The sequence below is a fragment of the Arthrobacter sp. BB-1 genome, from assembly GCF_006151685.1.
In the GTDB taxonomy this organism is placed as follows: Bacteria; Actinomycetota; Actinomycetes; order Actinomycetales; family Micrococcaceae; genus Arthrobacter.
The window spans coordinates 29,373-55,289 of the sequence record NZ_VDEV01000031.1 but is presented as its reverse complement, the minus strand read 5'-3'; the positions used below and the strand labels follow the sequence as shown (position 1 = coordinate 55,289).

Here is a 25,917-nt window from a genome sequence, read left to right as displayed (position 1 = left end):
CAGCCCAGTACGCCTTGATCACCGCCATCAAAGCATCAGTACCCCTGTCCGTATAGGCCAGGAACGAGCAAGTATTCAAAGGAGAATCAGATGCCAAAACGCACCTTGGCCGCCGCAGCTGTGGCCGTCGCACTCACCGTTACTACTGTCCTCACCGGTTGCGGCGGGGGCGGGGCGCCCGGCGCCGGCGCACCCAGCACCACGGTCCGCCTCGGTATCGGCGACCCCGCAGCCTCTTCCATGGGCGTCTCCGCAAAGCACTTCGCCGAGAAGGTTGCCGAACTGAGCGACGGCAAGATCAAGGTCGAGACGTTCCCCGATGGCACGCTGTTTGGCGGAGACCAGAACGCAGCCGTCAACCTGCTTGGAAACGGCACGCTGGACTCGACCATCATGTCCACCTCGGTTTACGCGTCCTTCGAGCCACGAATGAATGCCATCAGCCTTCCCTACCTCTTCAAGGACTCGGAGGAGGTCACCAAGTACCTTGAAGGCAAGCCGGGCAAGGAACTGCTGGGCTCACTGGACAAGCTGGGAATCAAGGGCGTTTCCATGCTGACCCGTACTCCGCGGCATACCACCAACGCGCTGCGCCCCATCACCCAGCCCGAGGACTTCAAGGACCTGAAGCTCCGCGTACCGCAGAACGACCTCTGGGTTAAGTTCTTCGGCTCACTGGGCGCCAACCCGACGCCGATGGACTTCAAAGAGGTTTACACCGCCCTGCAGCTCGGCACGATCCACGGCCAGGAAAACCCTCTGGAAGTTCCAGTCAACAACAAGTTCTTCGAAGTCCAGGACTACCTCTCCATGACGGGCCACATCTCCGACGCCCTGGTCCTCGGGTTCAGCAAGAAGAAGTGGGACTCCTTCGATGAGGACACCCGGAAGGTCCTGCAGGAAGCTGCAGACGAGACCGCTGGCTTCAAGACAAAGTATGACAACGACGAAGCCACCAAAACCCTCGACAAGCTCAAGGGCGAAGGCGTGAAGATCAACGAGCTGACGCCCGAAGCCAGGGAAAGGTTCCAGGCGGCAGCGCAGAAGGTCTACCCCGAGCTTGAGGGCAAGGTGGGCAAGGAATTCGTCCAGTCAAGCCTTGAATTCCTCGGACGCTAAGGTGGCGGGTCCAGTGCAGGAGACGAGTTCAGCGCAGGATGGAACCGCCCCAACCCGGGGGACCGAACATCAGGCGGCCGAAGACAACATCAAGGTGGTTCCGGTAAGCGAAGTCTCGGAACCTCATGGTCTGATCTGGAAGGCCGTGGATGCTCTCCTCTTCGTCGGAATCACCGCGATGCTGCTCAGCCTTGCTGCCCAGATGGTCAGCCGGCAGATGGGAGCCTCGCTGCCATGGACCGAGGAACTGACCCGTTTCCTGTTCATGGACACCACCTTCCTGGGGATGGCAGCAGGCTTCCGGGCCGCCGTGCACCCGCGGGTGAACTTCGCGGTGGCGTGGGGACCAGCGTGGCTTAAGCAAGTCAGCATGCATCTTTACGCCATCTGCGGGACCGTGTTCTTCAGTGTCCTGCTCTACAAGACCTGGGAACTGATGCTGCAGCAGTACGCCGCCGGAGAGTCCAGTCCTGCCCTGGGACTGAAGATGTTCCTGGTAACCCTGCCCCTGGTGATCAGCGCGGCACTCGCCATCGTCGCCCATATCACGACCGTCTACTTCTCCCCGTACCTGCGTAAGAGGATCCTCCAAGGAGAGATGATCGCATGAGCCTGACCCTCCTGGGCATTTTCCTCCTCCTGCTGCTGCTGGGCGTTCCGCTCTCAGTCTCACTCGGCATTGGCGTCATCGCCACGCTGCTGATCTTCGACATCCCCCTGGACCTGTTGCCCCAGTCCATGATGAGCTCCATGAACAGCTTCCTGCTGGTTGCTGTCCCCTTGTTCGTCCTGGCCGGCAACCTCATGGCCGGAGGGGGTATTTCGGACCGCATCTTCCGTGGCGCCGAAGTCATCTTCGGCCGCTTCCGTGGCGGCCTTGGCCAGGTGAACATCGCATCGAGCGCGATCTTCGGCGGCATCTCCGGTTCCTCGGTGGCCGACATCGTCAGCCTCGGCAAGATCGAGATCAAGGCCATGACGGACCACAAGTACCCGCGCCCCTACGCGGCAGCAATGACCATGGTCACCGCTACCCTGTCCTCCCTGATACCGCCGAGCATCCTCATGATCATCGCCGCCTCGACCGCGAACGTCTCGGTAGGCGCGGCGCTCGCGGGAGGATTTGGACCATCCATTGTCCTGATCATGGTCCTGATGATTGTGAATTTCTTCCTGTCGGTACGCCATGGTTACGGCGAGGTCTCAAGGACGCCTTTCAAGAAGGGCCTGAGGATCGTCCTCGGGGGAATCCCGGCTATGGGCGGCCCGGTGATCATCCTGGTGGGCATGTTCAGCGGGCTCGTCACGCCCACGGAGGCGGCCGCCGTCGCCGTCTTCTACAGCCTGTTGGTTGGCATCTACGTCTACCGGGACATGAAGTGGCGCCAGATGCCCAAGATGATCGTGGACGCCGGCCTCACCACCGGCACCATCCTGCTCATCGCCATGATCGCCGGCGTCGCCTCTTACATCTTCACCATTGACGGCCTGCCGGCAAAGGTCAGCAGCTGGTTGCTGAGCGTCAGCACCGACCCCACCATCGTCATGCTGTTGATCGGCCTGATCCTGATCATGATCGGAACCGTGATGGACAAAGTCGCAGCCATCCTGCTTTGCACACCGGTGCTCATGCCCGCGGCCGTGTCTTCCGGCGTGGATCCCATCCACTTCGTCGTCTTCCTCGTTGCCGCCCTTGCCGTTGGCCTGGTCACGCCGCCTGTCGGTGTCTGCCTGTTCGCGGCGTCCTATGTAAGCGGACTGCCGATGGAGAAGATCGTGAAGGCCGCGGTGCCGCTCTACGTTGTCATGGTGATTGCCATCGTCATGCTGGCCGTCTTCCCGCAGCTCATCCTGTGGCCGTCTGACCTCCTGACCAAACAGTAACGCCTGCCCTTAGTTCGCTGTCCCATCCAGTCGCAGAAACAGGAAAACCATGCCTCCCGGTTCCACTGGGGCGCCGCGGTCTCCCGTCCTGTTCCGTGTACCTGTACGCCCTAATCCCTAAAGGATCCCAATGCCTGAACGTGACCACCCAGCGCTTGCCCTGATGGGATTAGGGCCGATGGGGGAACCCATGGCGCGCCGGCTGCTGAAGGGCTACGGCGAGCTGACAGTCTGGAACCGGACTGCTTCGAAGGCTGAAGCCTTTGCGGGCCTGGGCGCCCGCGTTGCCACCTCACCTTTTGAGGCGGCCGCCGACATCGTTCTCACCGTGTTGCCGGACCTAAGCCACGTCGAATCGTTGCTTCCGGGAGAAGAGGGGCTGATAGCCGGATGGACAGCCCGGGATATTGCCCAGCCGATACTCGTCGTGCACGGGACCGTCTCGCCCGGGGCTGTGGCGGCCTTTGGCGAACGGATGCTCCGCGAACACGGCGTCCGAGTCTTGGACGCCCCCGTCAGTGGCGGCACGGTGGGCGCTGCCAACGGCACCCTGAGCATCATGGTGGGCGGGGACGAGGACACGTTCAGCTCGGTTACCCCGGTGTTCGGGTTTATGGGCAGCACCATCCGGTACATGGGCCCGGGAGGTTCGGGCGCACTCGCCAAAGCCTGCAACCAGATCGTGGTAGCCGGGACAGTCACCGCAGTTTCCGAAGCCATGCTTCTCGCGCGCGGCGGGGGACTGGATCCATCGGTGATGCTTGAACTGCTTCGGGGTGGGCTGGCCGACTCCGAGGTGCTGCGCCAAAAAGGGCACAGATGGATTGACGGCGACTTCACAGGTGGTGGCAGCGCCCAAAACCAGCTCAAGGACCTCAACTTCGTGCTGGGGGCGGCTAAAACAGCACACCTGGAGCTACCCTTGGCCACGGCAATCCAGGATCTTTTCGAGGACATGGTCGCCAGGGGCGACGGCCCCCTTGACCACACAGGGATACTCCGGACCCTTGCTCAGCGCAGCAGCGCTCTCACTGAGACCTAGAAGTCCCCACGAAAGGTTCCCAGCGGTGTGCTCAGAGCCTGAGTTGAAGCCGGTCCCTGGCTTGAGTGGATTGAGGCTCCGCGGCGCGCCCGCCCGCGCCTCCGCCCCCGCTGGAGACCGGCTTCACCCGCCGGAGTGCGGCGAGGATTGCCCGCCCCACCACGGCGATGCCGATGATGGTGGTGACGGCACGCAGCGTGTCCCAGCCCGCCGTCGACGTCACCAGTGAGTACAGCAGGAAGCTGCTCAGGTTGGTGGCCAGCGGAGCGCCGGGCTCGTAGGAGATGCCGGTGCCGGCGCCCACCGCGAAGGGCCAGAACCACAGGTTGGTCAGCAGGCCGAACAGGTAGGACGCCACAATGCCGTAGCCGCACAGCATCCACAGTTCGGCCTTGCCCCGGACGCGGCGGGGGAGCAGCCCGGCTCCCGCGCCCACCCACGCGCAGGCGAAGATCTGGAACGGCGTCCACGGCCCGATCCCGCCCCACAGGGCACTGGACACCGCGATGGTTGCGGCCCCAAGCAGCAGGCCGAAACGGGCACCGAACGCCCGTCCGGCAAGGATCAGCAGGATAAAGACCGCTTCCACGCCGCCGACGCCGGTGCTCGCCACCCGCACCGCGGAACCTACTGCGGCCAGGACGCCAAGCAGCGCCACCATGTGTGCGGAGCGGACCGACCCGTCGAGGGATACGACGACGGCGACGGCTGCGAGCGGCGCAACCGCCAGCGCCGCGTAGGGGAGGGCGGCCGCAGCATCCTGCGGGAGGGCCGCGGCAAGCAGCGGCCAGCAGAACGCCCCGAGGGCCAGAATGTTCGCTGCTGTGAGGACGGCGAGTTCCACACCCCGGGGCATGCGAATGTGGCGGGGCTTCTTCGCGCTGTGGGAGTCAGTTGGTTCGTCGACGAACTTGGGTGCCGGGATCCGTGATGTTGCGGCGGGCTGGGCAATGGCGGCATCCGCAGGAGCGGCTTCTGTTCCAACAGAAGGTACGACGCCGTCACTCATCGGCAGGATCCGGGCACCGAGGCCGTGGGCAAAGTTGAGGTCGTGAGTGGCGATGAGGACTGCGGCGCCGGCATCCGCCGCGGCCCGCAGCGCCGCGGAAACTGCTTGGCGCGCCGCCGGATCGAGGCCTCGCGTCGGCTCATCAATCAGGAGCACGTGGGGATCGTCCATTGTCTGCAGCGCGATCGCCAGGATTCTTCGCTCTCCGGCAGAAAGGTCCCGCGGATGCTCGTGGGCAATGGGCATCGCTTCTCCGCGCAACCGGGCCAGGTGCGACGCCGCCGAACCGGGCGCGGGCGCGGTGCCCGTCCGGCGGGCCAGGCGCCGCTCGGCGGCGCGAAGCTCTCCTGCGACGGTGTCGCGGGTGAAGAGGTCGTCCGAGGCGTCCGGCACAAGGGCGACCCGGCCGCCGTCGGCCCTGCCGCCGTCGTACGTTTTTAGACTTCCTTCACCGATGCCTTCAGCCAGGGCGAGTGCCACCAGGAGGGACGACTTCCCGGCCCCGTTCGGCCCCACCAGGGCCACCACTTCGCCACGGTGCAGGGCCAGGGACGCGTCGCGCACGAGTGGCTTGCCCTTGCGGTGCACAGCGAGGTTCGCCGCCGTCAGTACGGGCGGGACGCCCACCGGTTCCGCCGGCGGTTCCGGGAGCTCGCCCGGGTGCAAAGGCGCGGAGGGCGCGCTGCCTGGCACCAGGGCGCCGCCATCGATGGTCCACCAGGAATCGGCAACCGGCGCGAGCGCTTCCGCCCGGTGTTCGGCCACGACGACGCAGACACCGGCGTCGCGGGCGAGTGCTTCAAGTACAGCGATGACGCGGGCGCGGGCCGCGCTGTCCAGGTCGGCGAGGGGCTCATCCACCAGGAGCAGGGCGGGATGATCCACAACAGCGGAGGCGATGGCGACGAGCGTGGCCTCGCCCGCCGAGAGGGTGCTGAGGTTCCGGTCCAGCAGCGTGGACACCCCAATCCGTTCGGCGACCTCCGTCACCCGGGCCTTGATGGCGGCGGAAGGCATGCCGCGCAGCTCAAGGGCGAGGGAGATTTCGTCCCGGACCCGGGTGCTGGCGAAGGCAGCGCGGGGGTTCTGCAGGACGACGCCGATATGGCGTGCGGTGTCGCGCGGCGGCGTGGCGGCGCGGTCCGCTGCGGCGACGCGCACGGTGCCGGAGAGTTCGCCGCCGTCAACGTGGGAAAGCAGGCCGGCGATGCCGCGCAGGATGGTGGACTTGCCGGAGCCCGTGGGCCCGGTAATGACAGTGATGGACCCGCTCGGCGGCGCGAACCCGGCGACGCGGACAGCCGCATCACCAATGCGGAACCGGGCGTCGCGCACCAGAAGCGGGCCGCCTACGTCGTTCCTTCGTTGATCTGCCGCCCGGCTCCCGAAGCCGCGCAGCTCCAACGCGGCGGCAACGCGGCTGGCGTGCTCCAGCGTGCGTTCAAGCACGGGCACCAGGGCGCGGGGTCCAAACTTTTCGCCCCGCAACCGGAACGCCAGGCGTACGGAAGTGACGGCGTCGGCCAGTGCCGGGAGCGCCGCCCATGCCACGACGAGCGTGCGGGCCAGCCCCTGCATGGGGCCGCGGCGGGCCAGGTGCACAAAGCCGCGGGCCACATCCACAAATGCGTTCAGCAGCCCGAAACCGACAAAGAGCCCGGCAATCGGCAGGGCGGACAGGACCGCCGCCCACAGGCCGGGGCCGGTGACCGGGCCGAGGAAGACCACGTGGGCGTACGGGGGCGGCAGCCGCATGGCCGGCAGGTCGAGCAGGAGGGGCGAGCCAAGGCCCGCGCCGTTGAAGAGGACGCGGTAGATGACCCGCGCCGCGATGAACACGACGGCGAGAGCAATGCCGGCGCGCAACGGCGCGGGTCGAAAGGTCATGCCGCGGGGGCGGCCGGTTCGCCGTCGACGGTGAAGAGCAGTTCCAGGCTCTGGCCCGGGCTGACCTGCAGGGTGGCGAGGCCTTCCTGTGCGTACTCCCAGGCGCCGGCGTCCTTCTTGAGCCAGAGGGACCAGTAGGCGAAGGCGGCGGGCATGCCGGTGCATTCTTCCTTGTACGTGCCAGCCTTGTGCTTGATCTCGAAGTCCGCGGCGGGCACGCCGTTAACCCGGCACACCAGCTCGTTGGGGTACTGGGTGGTGCCCACGGTCTTCACATTGGCTTCTTCGAGCACCTTGGACGCCGCGGTGGGACCCTCCACAGGAACGCACACGTTCTTATCGGCCGCGGCCTGCTTCAGGGAGCCCGAATCGACAATGACCTTCACGCCGTCGCAGGGCCCGGACGTGCTGGGCGCGGCGCTGGCGGCGGAGCTCGACGAAGCGGCTGCGGAGGAGGCCGGAGCCGAGGTGGTGGGCTGGCTGGCCGGAGCGGAACAGGCGGCGAGGGTAAACAGGAGACCGGCGGCGGCGAGGGAGCTCGCGGCGGCCGTGCGCATCTTAGTCAAAGTCACTTGTTAAGGGTAGGGCGTTGGCTGTCCTTATCCGGATGCGGTGGCGTTGTGTGACGCTGGGGCTGCAGTGGTTCGCACGCGGCCCCGGCCTGACAAGCCGGTATTTCGCAGTTACTGTCAAGACATGCACCCGGCGACGCAAAAGCTGGCCCCTGCTGATGAGGCGAACCTGGTGCTCGACCACGCCGGGCAGGTCAACGTGTTCCTGGCCGCCTGCCTGCTCGGGCCGGGCGGTTTCCTGGCTCCGGACGGCACACCGGACATGGCACGGCTGCGGGCGGTTCTCCGCGAACGGATTGCGGATTTGCCGGCGCTCCGCAAAAGAGTAACCACAGTGGGCCGCCGGCATCACTGGATGGAATCCGTGCCGGACATTGATCACCACATCCGCCTCGTAGGTCCCGTCGATGGTCTTGCGGGATTTCAGGACAAGTGTGCCGAGCTGATGGGCCAGCCGCTGGCATGGGACCGCCCGCTGTGGGAGGTCCTGGTGGTACCGGGCGCCTCAGCGGCGGGACCGGGTGTTGTGCTGCGGATCCATCACGCGGTGGCCGATGGCATGACAGCGGCGGTGATCGTGCAGCAGCTCTTTGACCCCGGGGAACCGGGGGAGCGGCCGGCGGGTGAGGCGCATGTGCGCCGGGCGGAGCAGGCGCCGCAGCACCAGCCCAGGAACGGCTTACGCCGGACCCTGGGGCGGATCTGGATCGGCCTGCGCCGCATCCAGATGACCCTGTGGGGCCACGGCGTGGGCGGCACGGTGCTGCTCGGCGAGCGCAGCGCGCACCGTGGAGTCGCTTTTCTCCAGACAGATATTGAAGCCTTGGCGACGGCGGTGCGCCCTCGGGGTGCCACCGTAAATGACGCACTCCTGGCCGCCTCGGCGGCCGGCTTCCGGGCGGTCCTTGAAGCCGCCGGCGAGCCGGTTCCCGCCCGGCTTCCGGTGTCAGAACCGGTGGCGCTGCGCCGCCGTGGGGGTGCACGGAACCAAGTGGGAGTCATGCTTGTACAGCTGCCGCTCGGGGAGCCCAACCCCGATGAGCGTCTTCGGTTGATCGCCGAGCAGACCCGGGAGGAGAAGCTGCGGGCGAGGGACCAGGGCACGTTGGAGTTTATGCGCGGGCCGATCGGTGCATGGATCCTGGACCGCCTCTCCCGGAAACAGCGTCTCGTTGCCGGGTTTGTCACCAACGTGCCGGGTCCGAAAGGGACATTCCATCTCGCGGGAGCCCCCGTTACGGCCCTCTGGCCGGTTGCGGTTATCGCAGGAGACGTCCGGCTCGGTGTCGCGGCTGTTTCGTACGGCGGCAACCTGTGTTGCGGCATCCACTTCGACGCGATGCATGTGCCGGGCGACGTCTTTGCGTCTGCGATGGGCGGGGAGATGGCGCGCCTGGGAAAGTGAACGCAGTGCTGCGGCGCAGCTTAGAGTGAGCGGACGACGGCGGGAGGTTACCGCCGTCGTCCGCTTTGTTCCCTTGAGGTACTTGGGGCGGGCCGGCGCCGACTTCCGGGTGATGCAAGCAGCAACCGGCTAAGGGCGCTCGTCGATACCGCACCATTCGGCGATAAACAGGGCGATGCTCTTGGTGATGCTGCGAATCGACTCCACAGACACACGCTCGTCGAAGCCATGGATAGCCTCCGAAACGGGGCCGTAGACCAGCGCCGGAGTGTCCGCATAAAGGCTGAACACCCGTCCGTCCAGATAGCCCGGTGTGGTGAAGCTTGCCAAGTCGCGCCCATAAACGCGCCGGTGGGTGCGTTCAAGCAACGTCTCGGCATCGCTCCCCGGTTCCAGCACGTAGCCTTCGGAGAAGAAGCCGGTCTTCGTGGGGACAGCATTGATGGGAGCCTCGCCGCCGGCCAGCAGGGCGAGGCATTCCTGGAGTTCCGCCCAGGCATCTTCCGCGGTGGTGCCCGGATACAGTGCTGCCCGAACATCGAATTCACACCAGGCAGGCACGCTGGAAGGCCAGTCCCCGCCCGCGATGCCGCCGAAGTTGAAGTTAATGGGGTGGTCCAGATTTTCGAAGTACGGGTGCGAGCCACGGTCCGCGTTCCACTTTTCCTCAACCTCCCGCAAGGCGGACATGGCTGTATAGGCGGCGTCAATGGCGTTGAACCCGGTGTTCATCTCGCGCGGATGGGTCGGGCTGCCGGTGACCCGTACTTTGAACCAGAGCACGCCGACGTTGGCGCGCACCAGCATGTCATCCTCGGGCTCGGGAATGATCACAGCGTCTGCGCGGTAATTGCGCATCAGGGCGGCAAGGGAACCGTTGCCGGTGCATTCTTCCTCCACCACGGACTGGAAGTGGATGCGGCCCGCGGGTTCAAATCCGGCGGCCCGTACGGCATCGAACGCGAAGAGGTTCGCGGCGAGCCCTGCTTTCATATCCCCGGCACCCCGGCCGTACATCCAGCCGTCGATAATGGGAGCGTCCCAGGGGGACCGGGACCAGGACTCGGACGGACCTTCGGGAACGACGTCGACGTGGCCGTTAAGGATCAGGGAGCGGCCACGTTCCGTGGCAGGCCGGTAGGTGCCCACCACGTTGGTGACCCCTTCGTATGAAACGGTCACCGCGCCATGGCCTTGATGCGTTGACAGGTCTTTGGCGTTCAGCTCCCACCGGTCCATCTCAAGGCCGCGGCCGGCCATGGCTGCATGCATCAGGTCCTGGGCGCTGCCCTCCCTGGTGCGCAGTGATGGGTGCCTCACAAGCTCCTGCGTAAAGGAGAGTTGGGCATCGAAGGCCGCGTCAACGGCGTTCAGGATCCGCTGGGTGTGGTCGTCACCGATCATGTTCGTTCTCCTAAAGAGTGGGGAGCCGTCCGGTGGACGGCTCCCCACTTGCTGATGGTTGAGCTCGCATCGTGCGGCCGCGTACCTAAGATCCGCGGCCGGCGGCGTTAGCTGCTGGCAACGAGCCTCTTGTCCTGAACGCGCAGGCGCTCGCCGAGGAAACCGCCGACGGCAGTGAGCAAAGAGATGATTACCAGGATCAGCGCGGCGCCCCAGGACTGGTTGCCGGAGATTCCAAGCATGGCGGTGGCCAGCAGCGGCATGAAGCCGCTCGTGGCGCCCGCAATGTTGTAGCCCAGGGCCACACCGGAGTAGCGCAGCTTTGGCGTGAACAGTTCGGTCAGCAGGGCGCCGTTTACGGCGTAGGCGACCGCAATGAGGATGATGCCTATGGTGATAGCCAACGTAATCATCAGCGGGGACTTCGTGTCGATCATGGCGAAGAGGGGGAAGGCCATGATTGCGCTGAGGATGCCGCCCCACATAGTGACCTTGCCCGGCCCGATCTTTTCGGCCAAGCGGCCCATAAAGAAGGTCACGACGATCTGGGCGGCCGCCGCCACCAGCGTGGCGTTAACCATGACGCCGCGGTCCACGCCCAGGGTGTTTGAGCCGTAGCTCACCACAAACGTGGTGATCATGTAGAAACCGCCGACGCCGAGCAGTGCGGCGAGTACTGCCACGACCAGGCGGCCGCCTGCATGGCGGAAGACTTCAAGCGCCGGGACCTTGGCTGTTTCGCCTTCGGCAAGGAGGTCCTTGAAGATGGGGGATTCCTCGACCTTCAGCCGGATCCAGAGTGCAACGCCCAGCAACGGGAAGGCCAGGAGGAACGGGATGCGCCAGCCCCAGGCGTCGAAGGCCTCAGACGGGAAGAGCAAAACCACCGCGAATGCGCCGGAGGCCAGCAGGGTAGCGACCGGCGAGCCGACCTGGACCAGCGCTGCATACCGGCCGCGCTTTTCCACCGGCGCGTGCTCAACGGCCATGGTGACTGCACCGCCCCACTCGCCGCCCACTGCCAGCCCCTGGACCAGGCGCAGCACCGCCAGCATGATCGGCGCTGCCAGGCCGATTGTCCCAAAGTCCGGCAGAAGGCCGATGAAGGCTGTGGCCACTCCGATCATGACGATGGTTGTCAGCAGCGCCGGCCGGCGGCCGTAGCGGTCGCCGATGTAGCCGAAAATAACGGCACCGATGGGACGGGCTGCGAAGCCAACGCCGAAGGTGGCGAAGGAAGCCAGCAGCGCGGCTGTGGGATCCATGTTGGTGAAGAACAGCCGGTTGAATACGAGCGCAGCTGCCGTGCCGAAGAGGTAGTAGTCGTACCACTCCAGCGCCGTCCCAACGAATGCGGCGCGGGCAATCTTGCCCGCGTCCTTCCCGGAAACGGCTGGCGGTGCACCTGCCGCGGCGGGTGCTGAAGGTGAGGTCGTCACTGTTGGGCCTTTCGGACGTGTGTTGGGGATTCGCATCGGCGCTTCCATGGCGGTCGACGGGCCGAGGGCTGTGGAGCTCATACGGAGATGCGATGGTTATTCGAGATTAGGAGAGTGCTATATCCCTGAACAATGACAATTTCCACCGGGTTTTATAGAACGGATTGGGCATTTTCACAAAGCGCCGCTGGAGGCTTCGTATCGGCTGAGCGAGACAAGTGCCAAGGCGGCCTGCGCTGGCACTGTCAGGTCAAGCCCAATCACATCCTGCAGGCTGTGCAGGCGGTTCACTACGGTGTTCCGGTGGCAGTACAGTTCCGCAGCGGTCTCCTTGATCGATCCGGTCCTGGCGTAACTGCGCGCGACCTGAAGCAGGCGGTGCCGTTCGTGCGGACTGCAGCGGTCCAGCGCATGCTTCACGGGATCGGAAAAGCCCGGGAGGGTGTCTTCCAGCAGTCCGGAGGCGATCCGCATCCATGCGTCCTGCATCGTGGAAAGGCCTGAGCCGGTGCCGTTCTGCTCGGCCAGTGCCAGCGCTGACGCCGCGGCCGCCGGAACAGATGCAAGCCCCGTGACGTCGGGCACGTAGCCCGCGGGGAATTCCGGGTGCTCCTGCTGCCAGGTCTTCCCCTTGCGCTGGTGGCGGAAGAGATAAAGGGATCCGGCGTTTTCATACAGGCACGTGCGGTAGTCGGAGGCGTACTGGCGCTGGGCTTGCGGCAGTGACTTTGACGTCACTGCCAGCACTTCAAAGGTCCCGTTGGCATCCAATCCCAGTGCCCCGGCCATGTCCTCGACTTCATTCGGGGAGTCAAGATCGGTGTTGAACAACCGGGACAGCAGCCTCTGTCGATACAACTGCCTGTCGCGGGTAAGGAGCGCTTCCTCTTCCGCGTAGGCCTGTTGGATGTTGCTGACGTAGCCCTCGACCGTATCCAGGATCCGGTCCATGTTGGCAACCAGGGCGCCTACTCCCTCTTCGCCCGCGACCCGTTCCAGCCCCTTCCACAGGACACGGAAGTCATTGCGGACAGCTTCAAGGAAGGCATCCAGCGGGACCCCCTGGCGTGCGCGACGGATGGCCACCTCCCGGGGAAGGGCCTTCAGGTCATCCGGAAGTTCGAGGCCCGCCATCTGGAGCAGGAACATGTCCATGGTGTCCACGGCGGTGCGGTGGACGTCCCATTCCGGAACCTGGGCGTCCCCGTAGGAAACCGCGGAGAAGCGCTCCAGGAAGTCGGACACCAGCAACCGGCGCTGATCCCACAGTTTCTGAATCAGATCGGTCCACTCCGGTTCGCTGGAGCCATGTAGGCGGAACTCCCGTGGTGGCGCCGGAGGGCGGCCGGGTTCGCCCTGTGTTGTGGCTGTCATGCAACTATTTTATGCAAAAGCTCAAATATTGGCTCCAAACCGGCGGTTTTTGTCCATTGGGTGCTGCAATGTTCCAGGGTTGAATGATACGGCAGCAGCTTTAACGCAACCCGACCCTGGGCCACATCCGGGACGACCACCAGTGAGGATCCATGCCCTTCGATCTCCTGATCCACAATGCCCGCATACTGACGCAGGACCCAGCCCGGCCGCGGGCGAATAGCCTGCTCATCCATGACGGCAAGATCCTTGCGGTGGATCCCGACGGCGATCTTGCCAGGTATGCCCACAGCGTCATCGACGCGGACGGGACAACGGTTGTTCCCGGGTTCAATGACGTCCATGCGCACAGCGTGTGGTTCGGCCTCGGGCTGATGGAGGCGAACCTTGGAGAGGCCGCAAGCCTTGAGGACGTGTACCGCATTGTCGCCCGGGCCGCAGCAGGGCTGGCAACGGACGAGTGGGTGGTGGCCTCGGGCTACAGCCCTCTGCTGCTCGGGGGCCAGCAGCCGGACCGGGACCGCCTGGACGCGGCGGCCGGTGGCCGTCCGGTCTGGATCAAGCACTCCTCGGGCCATGCCTGCACCCTGAACGGCGCCGCACTGGCGCGGGTGGCAGCCGGCGCGGACCTCACCGGGCCCATTGACGGCGGGCTGGTGGTCATGGATGCGGACGGTCGTCCTACCGGGCTGCTGGAAGAAAATGCCATGCGGCTGGTCCAGGACATTATGCTGCCGTATCCACTGGAAACCATTGAGCGGGCACTGGACCTCGCCACCACGCACTATCTTTCTGAAGGAATCACGAGTGTCACCGACGCTGGCATTGCCGGCGGCTGGATCGGCTACTCGCCCCGCGAGTTTGCCGCCTACCAGAACGCCCGGGACAAGGGCCTTCTCAGCGTCCGGATGCAGACGATGATGGTCCTGGATGCTCTCCACGCCGTTCCTGGCCACTCGACTGACCCGGTGTCACGGGGTCTTGATGCCGGCATACGGTCCGGCCTGGGAGATGAGTGGCTGAGGCTGGGGCCGGTCAAGATTTTCAGCGACGGATCCCTCCTGGGCAGTACCGCCTACATGACCGAAGACTATCTCGGATGCCCGCACAACCACGGATACCTGCAGATGGGTGCGGACGAGCTGCGCTCCTCGGCGCTCGAGGCTTACCGGGCGGGCTGGGCCATCGCGATGCACGCTATCGGGGACCATGCCGTTGACCATGCCATAGAGATTATTACTGAGGCCCAGGAAAGCTACGGGCTCAACGGATTGCCCAACCGGATCGAGCATGGCGGCGTGGTCCGCCCCGAGCAGCTGGACCGGATCGCCGCCGCCGGCATCGTCCTTGTGCCCCAGCCGCACTTCATCACTGAGTTCGGTGACGGGATGGCCGGGCTGTTGGGGCCGAGGAGGACGGCCTGGTCCTACCGGGCGAAGAGCCTGCTGAATCGGGGCGCGGTACTCCCTGGAAGTTCAGACCGCCCCGTCTCCAAAGGCCGGCCCCTCGATGTCATGCAGTCGTTCGTGGAGCGGCGCACGCCGTCGGGCGGCATCTACGGCCCGGATGAGCGGATCAGCGCAGCCGAGGCGCTGTCCGCCTATACCACCGGTTCCGCGGCTGCGACGGGAACAGCTGACGTCAAAGGGCGCCTGGCCCCGGGATTTCTTGCCGACATTGTGTTCCTGGACCAGGACCCCACCGCCGTGGCGCCGTCGGACATCGCGAGCACTGAAGTCTTGGCCACGGTGGTAGGAGGCGAGATCCGCTTCGGACACCTGAACGTGCCCGTCAGGACCAGCGGGGCAGAGCTTGAACCAGCATTGACAGGGAAGGAAACCCGATGAGCACCACTGATACTCAATTCCTGGAAGATTTCGCGGAAATGTCCCGCTTTGGTGCCACACCCGGCGGCGGCGTGGACCGGCAGGCGGGCACCCAGGCCGACCACGCCACCCGGAAATGGTTCGGTGACTGGCTGGCCCGGCACGGATTCGAAGAAACGGTGGACGACGCCGGCAACCAGTTCGGGACCGTTGAGCTGAAGCCCGGCGCACCGTACGTTTTGGTGGGCTCACACCTGGACTCGCAGCCCTTGGCGGGCCGATACGACGGCGCCTATGGTGTGCTGGCCGCAGCGTACGCATGTGCTCGTGTGGCTGAGGAATTCGGGGCCGGAACCCAGGCGCCCGCCTACAACCTGGCGGTGGTGAACTGGTTCAACGAGGAAGGCAGCCGGTTCGCCCCGAGCATGATGGGAAGCTCCGTTTTCACAGGGAAGATGCCATTGGAGAGTGCCCTGGCCACTATCGATGGCGGAGGCATAACTGTCGGCCAGGCCCTTGCCGGGGGGCACCGGAGGCCGGATGGGAAAGCGCCTGGACTGGCCAGCGTCGCCCTCTACGCCGAGATCCATATTGAGCAGGGCAGGACGCTGGAAGAGAGCGGAACCGACGTGGGGATCGTCCACCGGACCTGGGCCGCCAGCAAGTACCGTGTCACCGTCGATGGAGCCCAGTCCCACACCGGCGCCACCCGCATGGAGGACCGCCGTGACGCGCTCTATGGGGCAGCATTGGTCATCACGGCCGCGCGTGAACTGACCGCTGAATTCGAACCTGGTTTGCTCCACACCTCCGTTTCGGAAATGAACGTGCTGCCTAATTCTCCGGTGACGGTTGCCCGCCAGGTGCTCATGAACCTGGACCTCCGCTCCCCGGACGAGGACGTGCTGGCCCGGGCTGTTGCGCTGTTGGACAAGCGGATTATCGACGCCGCGGAAAGCTCCCGAACCGCCATCGCCCTGGAACTGACGCACAGCTGGGGACTCGTGGGCTACCAGCCCGCCGGCGTGGAACTGGGCAGGAAAAGCGCTGAGCATCTGGGGTTCACCCACGCCGATGTCATGACCGTCGCAGGCCACGATTCGACAAACCTGAAGGACGCGGTGCCCACGGTGATGCTATTTGTGCCGAGCGTGGAGGGCATCTCCCACAATGAGGCCGAATACACCCGCGATGACGACGCGCTCCGCGGGATGGAGCTGCTCACCGAGGTGACGCGCAGGCTGGCCCAGGGGGACCTACGAAAGGAGAACCCGCGTTAAGAAGAGCACTGATGTTGCCATCTCCACACGTGGACTTGCCTGCTAAAACCGGGTGGTGCCGCGCAGTTTGCGGGGGCGGCCGTCCGGGTCCACGAAAAAGCGGTTCGCGGGAGCCGCCCAGAGACGCTGCAGGGGCGTCACCGGTTCCGTAACGTGGTGCCGCGCATGTCCTTTGGGGCGCGGCCCGTCGCTTCCGGACTGGTGCCACTCGTCCAGGGCATCGGCGGCGGCATTCCACAGGCCGAGGCCGTCTGCCGGATCGTTGAGCCGGGGGGCATCCTGGTCCAGGCCCAGGTGTTCGGCCCAGAGCTGGAGCCGGAGCGAGTGGGGCAACGGACGGGAAGAACCCGGACCCGTGCCAACGCCGGGCTCGCCACGCTGGCCGGCAGAGGTGTCAATGACCGCGCAGGTCAGCTCGCTGTCCGTGGTCCAGGACCGGCGGTTGAAGTTGTCCGACCCGCAGGTGAACCAGGTGTCGTCAATGATGCAGACCTTGGCGTGGACATAGATGGGAGTCCCGGCCCTGTTCTCGAGGTTGAACACCCCGAACCTGTCCGGTGCCACGCGGCGTATTGTCTCAATGGCGCGCAGCTGGCCCAGCCGCTTGGGCGGCCCGCCGAGCGCACCGTCCGAATCCGGGTAGCGCGGCACCACGGCGATCACGTTCAACCCGGGCTTCTGCTCGAGGGCCGCCGCGATTCCGGCTGCCACCTCCGCCGACCACAGGTACTGGTCCTCGATGTAGATCAGCGAACGGGCCAGGGAGAAGGCCTTCGTGTAGGCCTGGGCCACGCTCCGCTCACCACCCGGGGCGAAGGGGAACGGCGGATGCTTCACGCCGTAGGTCCGCAGCAGCTGCACGGCATGGGGGCCGGCCGGCGGCGGCGGCGGCGCAGTCTCCGGCAGTGGTTTGGGATGCCGGGGCATGTCGGCCAGCCGCTGCAGCAGCATCCGGTACGGCGTGCGCCGGTCCAGGGGATGGGGGTCGTTCCACCTCTCCGCGAACAACTCCAGAACATCAGCCACCACCGGGCCCCGGAGTTCGAGGGCGGCGTCGTGCCACGGAGGTTGTTTCCCGTACCGCGGATCCATCTCCACCGCCTGCGGATCACCCATGTGGCCGGCGTCGTCCCGGCGGCTGTGGGACAGGTCGATTCCGCCAACGAACGCGACGTCCCGCGAAGGGTCGTTGCGGTTGCGGATGACGAACAATTTCTGGTGGTGGCAGCCGAAGAGGCGCACGCGCTGGTCCAGCAGCACCTCGCCGCCGGCGTCGTTGATCTGGCGGCTGAGGTGTTCGTTGGACAGGTTGCTCATGGGGGCAGAGACCCGCTCTCCGTGGGACCTCCAGACCAGGCCGCGCACTTCCACTCCCGCCCGGGCCAACCGCGCCAGCAACTCGCCGATCGTCGGCCCGTCGTCCGTAAGCTTTTCGTCGCCGTCGCCTCGCCAGTCGGTGAACCATACACGGTCGCCCGGTTGAAGTGCGGACAGCTCCTCATGGAGCCGGGCGAAGTAGGCTGCCCCATGAACCAGGGGCCGCACCAGGTTGCCCTCAGACCAGGCCTGCGATCCGGCACCTTCCGCGTGCACGCTGGTGGCAGCATGTCCCCGCTCAGCACCACTCAAGAACCAGTAACCGGCACTACTGTCCACTCGATGTTCCCTTCGAGGCCCAAGGCCGCCCTCATTGTCCGCCCTGGTTAGTAGCCTACGACGGTGTTGACCAATGTCACCGGCGCTTGATGGGAAAGCGGGCCTTCGTTAGAGGGGGAGTTCCATGAAGACGCTGTTGGGGTCCACGGTGTAGCCGGCAAACGGCGGGCACTCGGTGAAGCCGTTCCGGGCATACAGGCGCCGGGCCGGAGCGAAGTAGTCCTCGGTTCCGGTCTCAAGATAGACGCGCTCCAGGTTCCGGGCGCGGGCGTCGTTGAGGATGTGGCGGAGCATCAGCGTCGCCACGCCCCGTCCGCGTGCGCTTGCCGTGGTGCGCATGGATTTGATCTCGCCGTGGAGCGTGGACCCGGGTGGGGACCCCAGGAGCTTGAGCGCGCCGCACCCCAGCAGATCACCGTCCTCGCGGGCCGTCCAGAATGTGATCGACGGCCCGGACAACGCGGTGTGGTCCAGGGCATGGACGCTTTCGGCCGGGGACGTGGCGTACATGTCCGCCAGGTGTTCGGTGAGGAGCTGATGGACGTCGCCGCGTGCGGGATCGTCCCGGTCAATGGAAATCACCAGCATAAATTTACTGCAGCACATCACGCAGGGCGGCGCCGGGAACGCCGCCACCTGCATCCGGTGACCGACGGCGGCGGGCACCTCCCGCCGTCGTCCGTTGTTCCGAAGGTCTGGACACAGCTCGCCGCCGGATTTATCGTGCAGGGGTGGCGGCTGCCTGGCTGGCAGGATGGCACGCTCTGCCGGTCCGCTGTTGCGGCCGTCCGTCATGAGGAGGAAGCAGATGGAACACGTTGAAGAGACCGTTGAAGTCGCTGTACCTGTGCGGACCGCGTACAACCAGTGGACCCAGTTCGAATCCTTTCCGCAGTTCATGTCCGGTGTGGAATCGGTAACCCAGCTGACAGATACCACCAACCATTGGGTCACCAAGGTGGGCGGCGTGCAGCGGGAATTCGATACTGAAATAGTTGACCAGGAGCCCGACGACCGGATCGCCTGGCGCAGCACCGACGGCAAATCCCATGCCGGCATCATCAGGTTTACGCCGCTGGATGCCAACCACACGAAGGTCAGGGTCCATTTCGAATGGGCGCCGGAGACCCTCACTGAAAAGGCAGGCGCGGCACTGAAGATGGACGAGATGCAGGTCAAGGCCGACATGCGCAAGTTCAAGGACTTCATCGAATCGCGCGGCACCGAAACCGGCGCCTGGCGAGGCGAAGTCAAGGACACCGGCCCCACCGGACAGCTGTAGAAGTGCCGGGCGGCGCCAGCTAAGCAAGCGACGCCTCGCAAACAGCAAGCGGACGACGGCGGGACCTCCCGCCGTCGTCCGCTTGCTTCTCTTCGTGTCCAGTCCGATGAATCAGAACCCGACGTTCTCCTTGCCCTTGAGCTGAAGATTCTCGAGTGCCTCGTCGCAGGGGACTGTTTCGAAGTTCAGCGCCTCCAGGATTTTGCGGATGCCCGTAGAAATGCGCCAGGCCAATCGGGCCATGTTCAGCACCGCCAGCTCGGGTTTGAAGATGGAGGCCGGCCGCATGCGTTATTCGATCGTTATGTGCGGCGAACCGCGCTGTAAATCTTGATAACGGCGTCGGTGTTGGCCTTAAGTTTTCTTACGGATCGGCTCGAAGTGGTTCGGGTCCTGGGACGAGCGGCCGTCCCTGGGATCCCGGCATACATGTGAACGGTCACTGCGCCCGCCTCCGGCGCCCCGATGGCGCATTTGCGATTTCCTGCGCGGCAGCCCTCGGCGATAATTGCCTAGCAATTCTGGAAGCACCTTCGCTGGACGCCCTGAATCGATTCCGATTGCCTTTGTGGATTCAGCTATTTGGAATATCAATACCGCCTGAATAGGTATTTTTCATCTGTCAATAATCGCCCTAGGGTTGCCATATTGCGAGGGGTGACCACTGGCAAGCGCAGTGCCTACTGCAGTGCTCCGCCGCGGCAATTCTCCGGTTCGCCGAGCGCCAACAGACAGTTGAAAGAGAGTCAGCGTTGACTAAAACCGCCTATAACGTCCAGGACGTCATCGACAAAACACCTATGGGAGCGAAGCGCTGGTCCGTTGTGGCCCTGTGCTTCGTGATCGCTTTGTTGGACGGGTTCGATACCCAGTCGATTGCCTTCATCGGCCCGGCGATCGCCGATGACTTCGGTCTTCAGGCTACCGACATGACCTGGGTCATCACTGCCAGCACCATTGGAATGTGCGCGGGCGCCATGACCTTGGGCACCTTTGGGGACCGAATCGGCCGCAAAAAGACCATCCTCCTGGCACTGATCCTCTTCGGCGTCTTCTCGCTCGCGGGCGCCTTTGCCCAGACCCTGGAGCAGATTGTTGTTCTGCGTTTCCTGATCGGCCTGGGCATGGGCGGGGCCACGCCGGCGCTCCTGGCACTGACGGCGGAGTTCAGCCCAAAGGCACGCCGCGGCACGTTCATGACCCTTGTGCTCCTGGGCCTGCCCGGCGGCGCATTGCTCGGCGGTCTGGTGGCCGCGGCCTGGCTTCCCATGATGGGCTGGCGCGGCATCTTCCTCGTGGGCGGAGTGCTTCCTCTCGCGCTGTTGCTCGTCTGCGCGAAGCTGCTCCCCGAATCACCCGTCTTCCTCGCCACCAGGCGAAACCCAGTTGCGCAGGCGCAGGCGCGCCGGATTATGGAGGCTATGTTCGGCCAGCCGGTGGACCCGGAGGCCGAACTGATAACAGAGGACAAGAAATCGGACCGGACTTCCGTTGCGGCGCTTTTCTCTGCGAGGTACCGGGTGGTCACCATCGCAGTGTTCGCTACTTATCTTTTGAACTGGATTGCCTGGTACCTGTTGCTCCTGTGGATGCCCACCGCCCTGAAAGCACTGGGGCTGGCAGGCTCTCAGGCGGCTATGGGCACTGTGACTGTCAACGGCGCGTTCATTCTCTTCGCGATTCCGTTGTCGATCATCCTGCCTAGGGTGAACGCCCGTAAATTGCTGCTGGCAATGTTCGGTGCCGGGATCCTGATTGCCTTGGGTCTGGGCCTGGCCGGCTCAAACTTTGCGCTGGTGTTCGTTTTGATCGGCCTGGCCGGTTTCGGCATCGGCGGCCAACAGCTTGCCCTCAACTACCTCATCGCCAATGCCTACCCTACCCAGCTTCGGGCCACTGCCACGGGTTGGGGCATCGGCATCGGACGCCTTGGCTCCATCGTGGGTTCAGCCTTGGGCGGCTTGATCCTCGGCGGGCTGGGCGTCTCTGGTTACTTCATGGCCTTGGCTGTGCCACTGATCCTTGCGGCGGTGGCTACGCTGCTGGTCCGCACGCCGGCAGCCTCCGCGGCGGTGGAAAACACCTCCGAGGCGCCCTTCGAAACTGAAGCTGCCCGCTGAGACGCTGCGGCCTCGCCTTTGACGGCGCCTGAGAAACAGAAAGCGGACGACGGCGGGAACCTCCCGCCGTCGTCCGCTTGCCGCTGGCAGGTACCGACAGGGCCTGCTCCTCCAGGATGGTCCGCTCAGCATAATAGCTGCCGGAGGATGTGGCTGTTTTCGGCTGTGGCTCTTACTGCTGTGTCCCTTACTACCCGCTGAGGTTCCAGTGGGCCTGGATGGCGCCGGCAATCGGGTCAGCGGTGACGTCTACCCGGAAAGCGACAGGCGCGGTTCCGGTCTCTTCGATCACGGCGTCGCGGTACACGCGGCCGCATGTGGGGCAGAGGGTGTACAGGTCCTCGTCCTCGGGCCACGCTGCCAGTCCTGCGGGGACCGGAGTGTCGCCGCCGGCGTAAACGGGCACGCCCTGGGAGTTGGCCTGGATCAGGCCATCCTGGCTGACGGTATTGCCGCACACACAGACGATCGTGGTGACGTCATGGCCTGTCACAGCGGCGGTTTCGGCATCCATGAGGACCTCCCCATGTTGGAAGGGATGTTGTGCTTGTAGTCTATTCCTGCCGCGCCGGATCGCGGCCGGCAGCAGTTCCGTCCCTTTTGGAGAGTGGGGTAGCACATGCAGCTCGGCGCTTTTTCGGTCAGCCTGGCGGTCAAGGACATCGCGGCTTCCGCTGCGTTCTACGAGAACCTTGGTTTCAGCAGGTTCGGCGGCGACATCACGCAGAACTGGCTGATCCTGAAAAACGGTGACACTGTCATCGGACTCTTCCAGGGCATGTTCGAGAAGAACATGCTGACGTTCAACCCGGGCTGGGACCAGAACGCGGAGCCGGTGGAGCCGTTCACGGACGTGCGCCAACTCCAGCGCGAACTGAAAGCCAAGGGCATGGAATTCCTCTCCGAGGCGGACGAGGGGACCGCCGGGCCGGCGAGCTTTATGCTGCTGGATCCGGACGGTAACCCGGTGCTTTTCGACCAGCACGTTTAGGCTTCCAGCAGGCCTCCGCTGGCCCACCGCCGCACTGCGAGCTTTTCAGCGGCGTCGAACTCCAGCAGCGCCACCCGGCAGAGTTCTTCCACGTTCGCCGTCCACGCTGCTGCCAGCTCTTCCGCCGTCGCCTCGTCGCTGAGCTGGAAATTGGCGTAGGTGAGGCCCTGCAGGACGAAGCTCACCGCATTGCGTGACACTGGTTGGCCTGCGCTAACGCAGTCGTCCCGCACCTGCCGGGACAGCTCGGTGCGGTTGAGCGGATGTTCACGTAGCCGGGCTGCCATGGACTGGAAAATCTGCCGGAACTGGGCGGACGAAAGGGCGGGCACATCCGTCACGCGGGTGACCTGCTCCTCGATGCCCGGCTGCTGCTCGGCCGGCACGGGAAGATCCTCGACCGAGAACCGCTTCCCGTCCCAAACCCAGCCGCCTTGGACTGCCGAATATTCCACGTCCTTGCCGATCTGCGAGACCCACGTCCCGAATTTTCCGAACCCGCCCCAGTCGGTCTTCAGGGAAGGGTCCGCCGTGAGCGCCCGGTGGGCCACCATCGCGCCCACCACCGGCCCCGGCGCGGAGCGAACGAACTCCAGGACCTCGCGGATGGCGGGCGAGCTGGCTTTGGTTTTCGCCTTGGCTGCAGCCTGAACCTGCGGCTGTTTCGCAGACGCCACGGCATGGATGGGCTCCGCGGTGGTCCCGTTGAGGATCGCAACGAAATCGTGGGATTCCACCACATGGTCCGCCATCTCCCGGTAAGCGAAAGCCACCGCGCCGGCAGCGATGACCGTTGTCATCCGGTCAGCGGCACGGAAGCGCTGGATCAGGGACGTGAAGTCGGCATCGGCCGAAGCAATGAAGAACTCTTCGATGCCGCCGCTTCCGGAGAGCGCGTCCATTGCGTCCAGCACCAGGTTGATGTCCGTGCTGCTCTTCCCCCGCTGCGTCAGCGACGGGCAGTCGATCACGCGGAAGCCGGCGCGGGTCCAGTACGTCCGGTACTTCGAGTACACCATCGGGTTCAGGTAGCAGTTGCGGATCAGGAAGCGGCGCGGCCCCTCTCCGGAACCCCCGGCGGACAAGGCGTCGGCCCAATGCTTGGGGTCCTCGGCGAACCGCTTCGCCGCCAACGGATCCAACGCCTGCAGGCCGGTAAAGACGTTGTCGAAATCAACAAACATCGCTGCGCGGATGCCAGGCCTGCGGGAGGGTGAAAGTGCCTCGTTCATGGGGCCAGTGTGCCAGCAACGCCGCCCACCGGCGACCCCTCCCGATGCGACACGCAAGCGGACGACGGCGGGACGTCCCGCCGTCGTCCGCGTCCCTTTGGGGTGTGGTTCAGGAGTGCGGTTCCAGCCGGAAACCTAGGTACTTCGGCCGTAGCAGTCTTCGCCGGATGGGCGCACCATGTTGCCATGGACGCTGAAACATCCCAAGCGGTGGAACTGAACCTTCCCCAGGCATTCCTGCTGTTGGCCACCAACGACACAACCGGCAAACCCGAAGTCCCGGTGTTCGCACTGCGGACCACGCTGGCCGGGGCGGTCCTTGCCGAACTGGACCTGCTCGGCGCAATCGAGCTGCAGGGCAAGCATGTCCGGGCTGCGGGCACTGCGCCGGAAACCGACCTTCAGCACGAGCTGGAGCTCATCCGCGGCAAATCACGGCCGCACACTCCCCGTTGGTGGGTCTCGGTGCTTGAGGGACGCGCCGAAGTGCAGCGCGTCTATGAGGGGATGGCCTCCCTGGGCATCGTGGAGCACGTCGGCGAAAAGCACCTGGGCAGGTTCCGCCCCGTGCGCTACCCGGAGAAGGACCACGCCCCCGAGGCGGCACTGCTGAAGAAGCTCGACGCGGCACTTAGCGGTGCGCCGTCCAACCTTGAGCCGCCTGAGTCCGGTGCTGCCGACGTACCGGCTGCCGGATCCGGCACCTCCGGAGCTCCTGCCAGCAATTTCAGCAAGACCGGGACAAAGGCCCCCGAACCGAGGACCATAGCCCTGATCGCCCTGCTGCAGGCCGCCGGGCTGCTCGGCAAGCTCTTCCCGGACGCGGACCGGGTCCGGGCCAGCGAGCTGGCGAAGGACTACTGGCCCTCCCGGGCTGTTGAGGACGAACTCCGCATGATCAGGCTTGCGGAGGAGGAAGCCGCGAACCTCTGACGTAGCGGGTGCCGGTTCATCCGAGGTTGAGCCCGGCCTTCTTTGCGTCGCGGAAGTTGGCATCGACGTGCACCACGTCGTGGCCCGCGCGCTGCAGCAGGCTCGCCGCCACCGCAGAACGGTACCCGGAACCGCAGTGCACCCACAGCCGTCCGGCGGGCACCTCGTCCATGCGGCGCAGCAGCTCATGGACAGGGATGTTCACCGCCTCGCGGATGTGGGACTTTTCAAACTCGTCGGTGCGGCGGACGTCCAGGATGCACTCGTCCGCGGGTCTCTTCAACACCTCCTGCCAGCCGACGCTGCGGTAGGAGGAAGTGGGCGCCCCGGGCGCCAGTTCCCCAGGTCCACTGCCGACGGCGGCATCCGGGTTGTCGATGCCGATGCGCGAAAGGTCCCGGATGGCGTTCTCCACATCCTGGTGTTCCCCCACGAGGGTCAGCTGCTCGTCCCAGGGCAGCACCCAGCCCAGGAAGGCGGTGAACTTGGTGCCGTCGCCGTATTCGAAGCTGACGCTGCCCTTGAGATGGCTGCCGGCAAAGGCAATGCGGTTCCTCAGGTCCACCACCCACTCTCCCCGCTGCAGCCGGGACGCCAGCTCGTCCCCGTCCAGGGAGCTGGGCAGGTCAAGGTCCGGCGCGGTGGGGCCTGCCAGGTTGATGGGGGCCATATGGGCGTAGTAGGACGGATAGGCCGAAAGGTTGTGGATCAGCTCGCGGACGAAGTGGTCTTCGTCAGGGTCCGTGAGGGCATGGTTTTCCTTCAGCTGCTCGCCGATGGTGGAGGACTCCGCCCCGCTGGCCGGGCCCGAGGAACAGAAGGAGCCAAAGCCATGGGTGGGGTAGAGCCCTGCCTCCTTGCCCGCCTCGTCCGCCAGGCGCCGCACCGAGGCGTATTGGTGGTGGGTGAGCGGCACGGTGTCTTCGTCGCTGACCAGGTCCGTGCGGCCCACGGAGCCGTAGAGCAGGCTCCCTCCGGAGAACACGGCCTGGCGCTCGCCGTCGGTAACGATGTAGGAGAGATGGTGGTGGGTGTGCCCCGGCGTGGCCACCGCTTTGACGGTCATCCTTCCCACCTGCACCGTGTCTCCGTCCGAGATCGGCTGGCGGGCGTACGGCACATCGTCCGCGGCGTTGATCAGGTAGGCGGCGCTGTGGGCACTGGCCAGTTGCAGCCCGCCCGTGACGTAGTCATTGTGGATGTGCGTCTCCGCCACGTGCGTGATCCTCACGCCGGCGTCCGCCACGGCCTTTTCCACCCGGTCGGTGTCCCGCTGGGGATCGATGACGATGCCCACCGCGCCGTCGTGGACAAGATAGGTACGGTCGCCAAGCTGGGGCGTTTCGATGGTGACCACTTCCATGCCGCATTCCTCCTCGAATGGGTATCAGCCTGATCGCCACGTTACCCCCGGGCATCCCCGGCTGGTAGCCCCGCCGGCACCCCTTAGGCAGGAGGCAGA

The 25,917-nt window shown here is 65.2% G+C and carries 22 protein-coding genes; 11 read left to right on the top strand and 11 right to left on the bottom strand.

Features of this window, described 5'->3' with window-relative positions; translation table 11 throughout:
* The first annotated feature begins 90 nt into the window (after positions 1 to 90).
* The 4 genes from FHJ30_RS17285 (at position 91) to FHJ30_RS17270 (ending at position 4,045) form a co-directional block, all read left to right on the top strand.
* A complete protein-coding gene (locus FHJ30_RS17285) occupies positions 91 to 1,119 on the top strand; it encodes a DctP family TRAP transporter solute-binding subunit (RefSeq protein ID WP_139030501.1) in 1,029 nt (342 codons plus the stop codon).
* Between the two features lie 13 nt (positions 1,120 to 1,132).
* Complete coding sequence (locus FHJ30_RS17280; RefSeq protein ID WP_171059114.1) at positions 1,133 to 1,729, top strand: TRAP transporter small permease; 597 nt, start codon at positions 1,133 to 1,135, stop codon at positions 1,727 to 1,729.
* A complete protein-coding gene (locus FHJ30_RS17275) occupies positions 1,726 to 3,003 on the top strand; it encodes a TRAP transporter large permease (protein ID WP_139030499.1) in 1,278 nt (425 codons plus the stop codon). The genes FHJ30_RS17280 and FHJ30_RS17275 overlap by 4 nt, the downstream gene beginning before the upstream one ends.
* A 130-nt stretch (positions 3,004 to 3,133) precedes the next feature.
* On the top strand, positions 3,134 to 4,045 hold the full coding sequence (locus FHJ30_RS17270; RefSeq protein ID WP_139030498.1) for an NAD(P)-dependent oxidoreductase: 912 nt from the start codon (positions 3,134 to 3,136) through the stop codon (positions 4,043 to 4,045).
* Between the two features lie 31 nt (positions 4,046 to 4,076).
* On the opposite strand, the gene FHJ30_RS17265 is transcribed toward FHJ30_RS17270, so the two are convergent.
* Positions 4,077 to 6,941, bottom strand: coding sequence for an ATP-binding cassette domain-containing protein (locus tag FHJ30_RS17265; RefSeq protein WP_139030497.1), 2,865 nt, complete (start codon positions 6,939 to 6,941; stop codon positions 4,077 to 4,079).
* Positions 6,938 to 7,513 carry a hypothetical protein gene (locus FHJ30_RS17260; protein WP_228404407.1) on the bottom strand — a complete coding sequence of 192 codons (576 nt, stop codon included), beginning with the start codon at positions 7,511 to 7,513 and terminating at the stop codon, positions 6,938 to 6,940. Before FHJ30_RS17260 ends, FHJ30_RS17265 begins: the two co-directional genes overlap by 4 nt.
* Before the next feature lie 124 nt (positions 7,514 to 7,637).
* On the opposite strand from FHJ30_RS17260, the gene FHJ30_RS17255 reads away from it, so the two are divergent.
* Complete coding sequence (locus tag FHJ30_RS17255) at positions 7,638 to 8,918, top strand: wax ester/triacylglycerol synthase domain-containing protein (protein WP_139030496.1); 1,281 nt, start codon at positions 7,638 to 7,640, stop codon at positions 8,916 to 8,918.
* A 129-nt stretch (positions 8,919 to 9,047) separates the two neighbouring features.
* Here the strand turns inward: FHJ30_RS17255 and FHJ30_RS17250 are convergent, their stop codons facing one another.
* The 3 genes from FHJ30_RS17250 to FHJ30_RS17240 all read right to left on the bottom strand — a co-directional run bounded on the left by FHJ30_RS17250 (position 9,048) and on the right by FHJ30_RS17240 (position 13,135).
* The gene (locus tag FHJ30_RS17250; protein WP_139030495.1) at positions 9,048 to 10,322 is read right to left on the bottom strand and encodes an ArgE/DapE family deacylase; all 1,275 of its coding nucleotides are present in this window, start codon (positions 10,320 to 10,322) and stop codon (positions 9,048 to 9,050) included.
* Between the two features lie 107 nt (positions 10,323 to 10,429).
* Positions 10,430 to 11,761, bottom strand: coding sequence for an MFS transporter (locus FHJ30_RS17245; RefSeq protein ID WP_139030494.1), 1,332 nt, complete (start codon positions 11,759 to 11,761; stop codon positions 10,430 to 10,432).
* Between the two features lie 174 nt (positions 11,762 to 11,935).
* A complete protein-coding gene (locus tag FHJ30_RS17240) occupies positions 11,936 to 13,135 on the bottom strand; it encodes a helix-turn-helix domain-containing protein (RefSeq protein ID WP_139030493.1) in 1,200 nt (399 codons plus the stop codon).
* A gap of 152 nt (positions 13,136 to 13,287) precedes the next feature.
* Here FHJ30_RS17240 and FHJ30_RS17235 point away from each other — a divergent pair, with 152 nt between their 5' ends.
* Together FHJ30_RS17235 and FHJ30_RS17230 are read left to right on the top strand one after the other, a co-directional pair.
* Positions 13,288 to 14,982: an amidohydrolase gene (locus FHJ30_RS17235; protein WP_139030492.1), complete on the top strand. Its 1,695-nt coding sequence runs from the start codon at positions 13,288 to 13,290 to the stop codon at positions 14,980 to 14,982.
* Complete coding sequence (locus FHJ30_RS17230; protein ID WP_139030491.1) at positions 14,979 to 16,241, top strand: M20 family metallo-hydrolase; 1,263 nt, start codon at positions 14,979 to 14,981, stop codon at positions 16,239 to 16,241. Before FHJ30_RS17235 ends, FHJ30_RS17230 begins: the two co-directional genes overlap by 4 nt.
* 42 nt (positions 16,242 to 16,283) lie before the next feature.
* Here FHJ30_RS17230 and FHJ30_RS17225 read toward each other — a convergent pair whose 3' ends face one another.
* Both FHJ30_RS17225 and FHJ30_RS17220 read right to left on the bottom strand, forming a co-directional pair.
* Positions 16,284 to 17,897 carry a phospholipase D-like domain-containing protein gene (locus FHJ30_RS17225; RefSeq protein ID WP_139030490.1) on the bottom strand — a complete coding sequence of 538 codons (1,614 nt, stop codon included), beginning with the start codon at positions 17,895 to 17,897 and terminating at the stop codon, positions 16,284 to 16,286.
* 108 nt (positions 17,898 to 18,005) lie between these two features.
* Positions 18,006 to 18,479 (bottom strand): GNAT family N-acetyltransferase, encoded by a 474-nt coding sequence (locus FHJ30_RS17220; protein WP_139030489.1) that lies wholly within the window; start codon positions 18,477 to 18,479, stop codon positions 18,006 to 18,008.
* Positions 18,480 to 18,705: 226 nt separating this feature from the next.
* Between FHJ30_RS17220 and FHJ30_RS17215 the strand changes: the two genes are divergently transcribed.
* A complete protein-coding gene (locus FHJ30_RS17215; RefSeq protein WP_139030488.1) occupies positions 18,706 to 19,179 on the top strand; it encodes an SRPBCC family protein in 474 nt (157 codons plus the stop codon).
* A 111-nt stretch (positions 19,180 to 19,290) separates the two neighbouring features.
* Here the strand turns inward: FHJ30_RS17215 and FHJ30_RS21430 are convergent, their stop codons facing one another.
* Complete coding sequence (locus FHJ30_RS21430) at positions 19,291 to 19,467, bottom strand: hypothetical protein (protein ID WP_171059113.1); 177 nt, start codon at positions 19,465 to 19,467, stop codon at positions 19,291 to 19,293.
* Between the two features lie 464 nt (positions 19,468 to 19,931).
* On the opposite strand from FHJ30_RS21430, the gene FHJ30_RS17205 reads away from it, so the two are divergent.
* Positions 19,932 to 21,299 carry an MFS transporter gene (locus tag FHJ30_RS17205; RefSeq protein WP_205677056.1) on the top strand — a complete coding sequence of 456 codons (1,368 nt, stop codon included), beginning with the start codon at positions 19,932 to 19,934 and terminating at the stop codon, positions 21,297 to 21,299.
* A gap of 190 nt (positions 21,300 to 21,489) precedes the next feature.
* Here the strand turns inward: FHJ30_RS17205 and FHJ30_RS17200 are convergent, their stop codons facing one another.
* The gene (locus FHJ30_RS17200) at positions 21,490 to 21,813 is read right to left on the bottom strand and encodes a hypothetical protein (RefSeq protein ID WP_139030487.1); all 324 of its coding nucleotides are present in this window, start codon (positions 21,811 to 21,813) and stop codon (positions 21,490 to 21,492) included.
* 105 nt (positions 21,814 to 21,918) lie between these two features.
* On the opposite strand from FHJ30_RS17200, the gene FHJ30_RS17195 reads away from it, so the two are divergent.
* On the top strand, positions 21,919 to 22,290 hold the full coding sequence (locus tag FHJ30_RS17195; protein ID WP_139030486.1) for a VOC family protein: 372 nt from the start codon (positions 21,919 to 21,921) through the stop codon (positions 22,288 to 22,290).
* On the opposite strand, the gene FHJ30_RS17190 is transcribed toward FHJ30_RS17195, so the two are convergent.
* Positions 22,287 to 23,522 (bottom strand): NYN domain-containing protein, encoded by a 1,236-nt coding sequence (locus FHJ30_RS17190; protein WP_139030485.1) that lies wholly within the window; start codon positions 23,520 to 23,522, stop codon positions 22,287 to 22,289. The two genes, FHJ30_RS17195 and FHJ30_RS17190, sit on opposite strands and share 4 nt — an antisense overlap.
* 186 nt (positions 23,523 to 23,708) lie before the next feature.
* On the opposite strand from FHJ30_RS17190, the gene FHJ30_RS17185 reads away from it, so the two are divergent.
* Complete coding sequence (locus FHJ30_RS17185; RefSeq protein ID WP_139030484.1) at positions 23,709 to 24,455, top strand: GPP34 family phosphoprotein; 747 nt, start codon at positions 23,709 to 23,711, stop codon at positions 24,453 to 24,455.
* A 16-nt stretch (positions 24,456 to 24,471) separates the two neighbouring features.
* On the opposite strand, the gene FHJ30_RS17180 is transcribed toward FHJ30_RS17185, so the two are convergent.
* A complete protein-coding gene (locus tag FHJ30_RS17180) occupies positions 24,472 to 25,818 on the bottom strand; it encodes an MBL fold metallo-hydrolase (RefSeq protein WP_139030483.1) in 1,347 nt (448 codons plus the stop codon).
* Positions 25,819 to 25,917 lie beyond the last annotated feature (99 nt).

Coding starts and splice junctions, on each gene's coding strand:
- FHJ30_RS17270 (WP_139030498.1), top strand. CDS start 3,134: ATGCCTGAACGTGACCACCCAGCGCTTGCCCTGATGGGATTAGGGCCG.
- FHJ30_RS17255 (WP_139030496.1), top strand. CDS start 7,638: ATGCACCCGGCGACGCAAAAGCTGGCCCCTGCTGATGAGGCGAACCTG.
- FHJ30_RS17215 (WP_139030488.1), top strand. CDS start 18,706: ATGGAACACGTTGAAGAGACCGTTGAAGTCGCTGTACCTGTGCGGACC.
- FHJ30_RS17265 (WP_139030497.1), bottom strand. CDS start 6,941: ATGACCTTTCGACCCGCGCCGTTGCGCGCCGGCATTGCTCTCGCCGTC.
- FHJ30_RS17240 (WP_139030493.1), bottom strand. CDS start 13,135: ATGACAGCCACAACACAGGGCGAACCCGGCCGCCCTCCGGCGCCACCA.
- FHJ30_RS17235 (WP_139030492.1), top strand. CDS start 13,288: ATGCCCTTCGATCTCCTGATCCACAATGCCCGCATACTGACGCAGGAC.
- FHJ30_RS17230 (WP_139030491.1), top strand. CDS start 14,979: ATGAGCACCACTGATACTCAATTCCTGGAAGATTTCGCGGAAATGTCC.
- FHJ30_RS17285 (WP_139030501.1), top strand. CDS start 91: ATGCCAAAACGCACCTTGGCCGCCGCAGCTGTGGCCGTCGCACTCACC.
- FHJ30_RS17250 (WP_139030495.1), bottom strand. CDS start 10,322: ATGATCGGTGACGACCACACCCAGCGGATCCTGAACGCCGTTGACGCG.
- FHJ30_RS21430 (WP_171059113.1), bottom strand. CDS start 19,467: ATGCGGCCGGCCTCCATCTTCAAACCCGAGCTGGCGGTGCTGAACATG.
- FHJ30_RS17190 (WP_139030485.1), bottom strand. CDS start 23,522: ATGAACGAGGCACTTTCACCCTCCCGCAGGCCTGGCATCCGCGCAGCG.
- FHJ30_RS17180 (WP_139030483.1), bottom strand. CDS start 25,818: ATGGAAGTGGTCACCATCGAAACGCCCCAGCTTGGCGACCGTACCTAT.
- FHJ30_RS17200 (WP_139030487.1), bottom strand. CDS start 21,813: ATGGATGCCGAAACCGCCGCTGTGACAGGCCATGACGTCACCACGATC.
- FHJ30_RS17275 (WP_139030499.1), top strand. CDS start 1,726: ATGAGCCTGACCCTCCTGGGCATTTTCCTCCTCCTGCTGCTGCTGGGC.
- FHJ30_RS17185 (WP_139030484.1), top strand. CDS start 23,709: ATGGACGCTGAAACATCCCAAGCGGTGGAACTGAACCTTCCCCAGGCA.
- FHJ30_RS17195 (WP_139030486.1), top strand. CDS start 21,919: ATGCAGCTCGGCGCTTTTTCGGTCAGCCTGGCGGTCAAGGACATCGCG.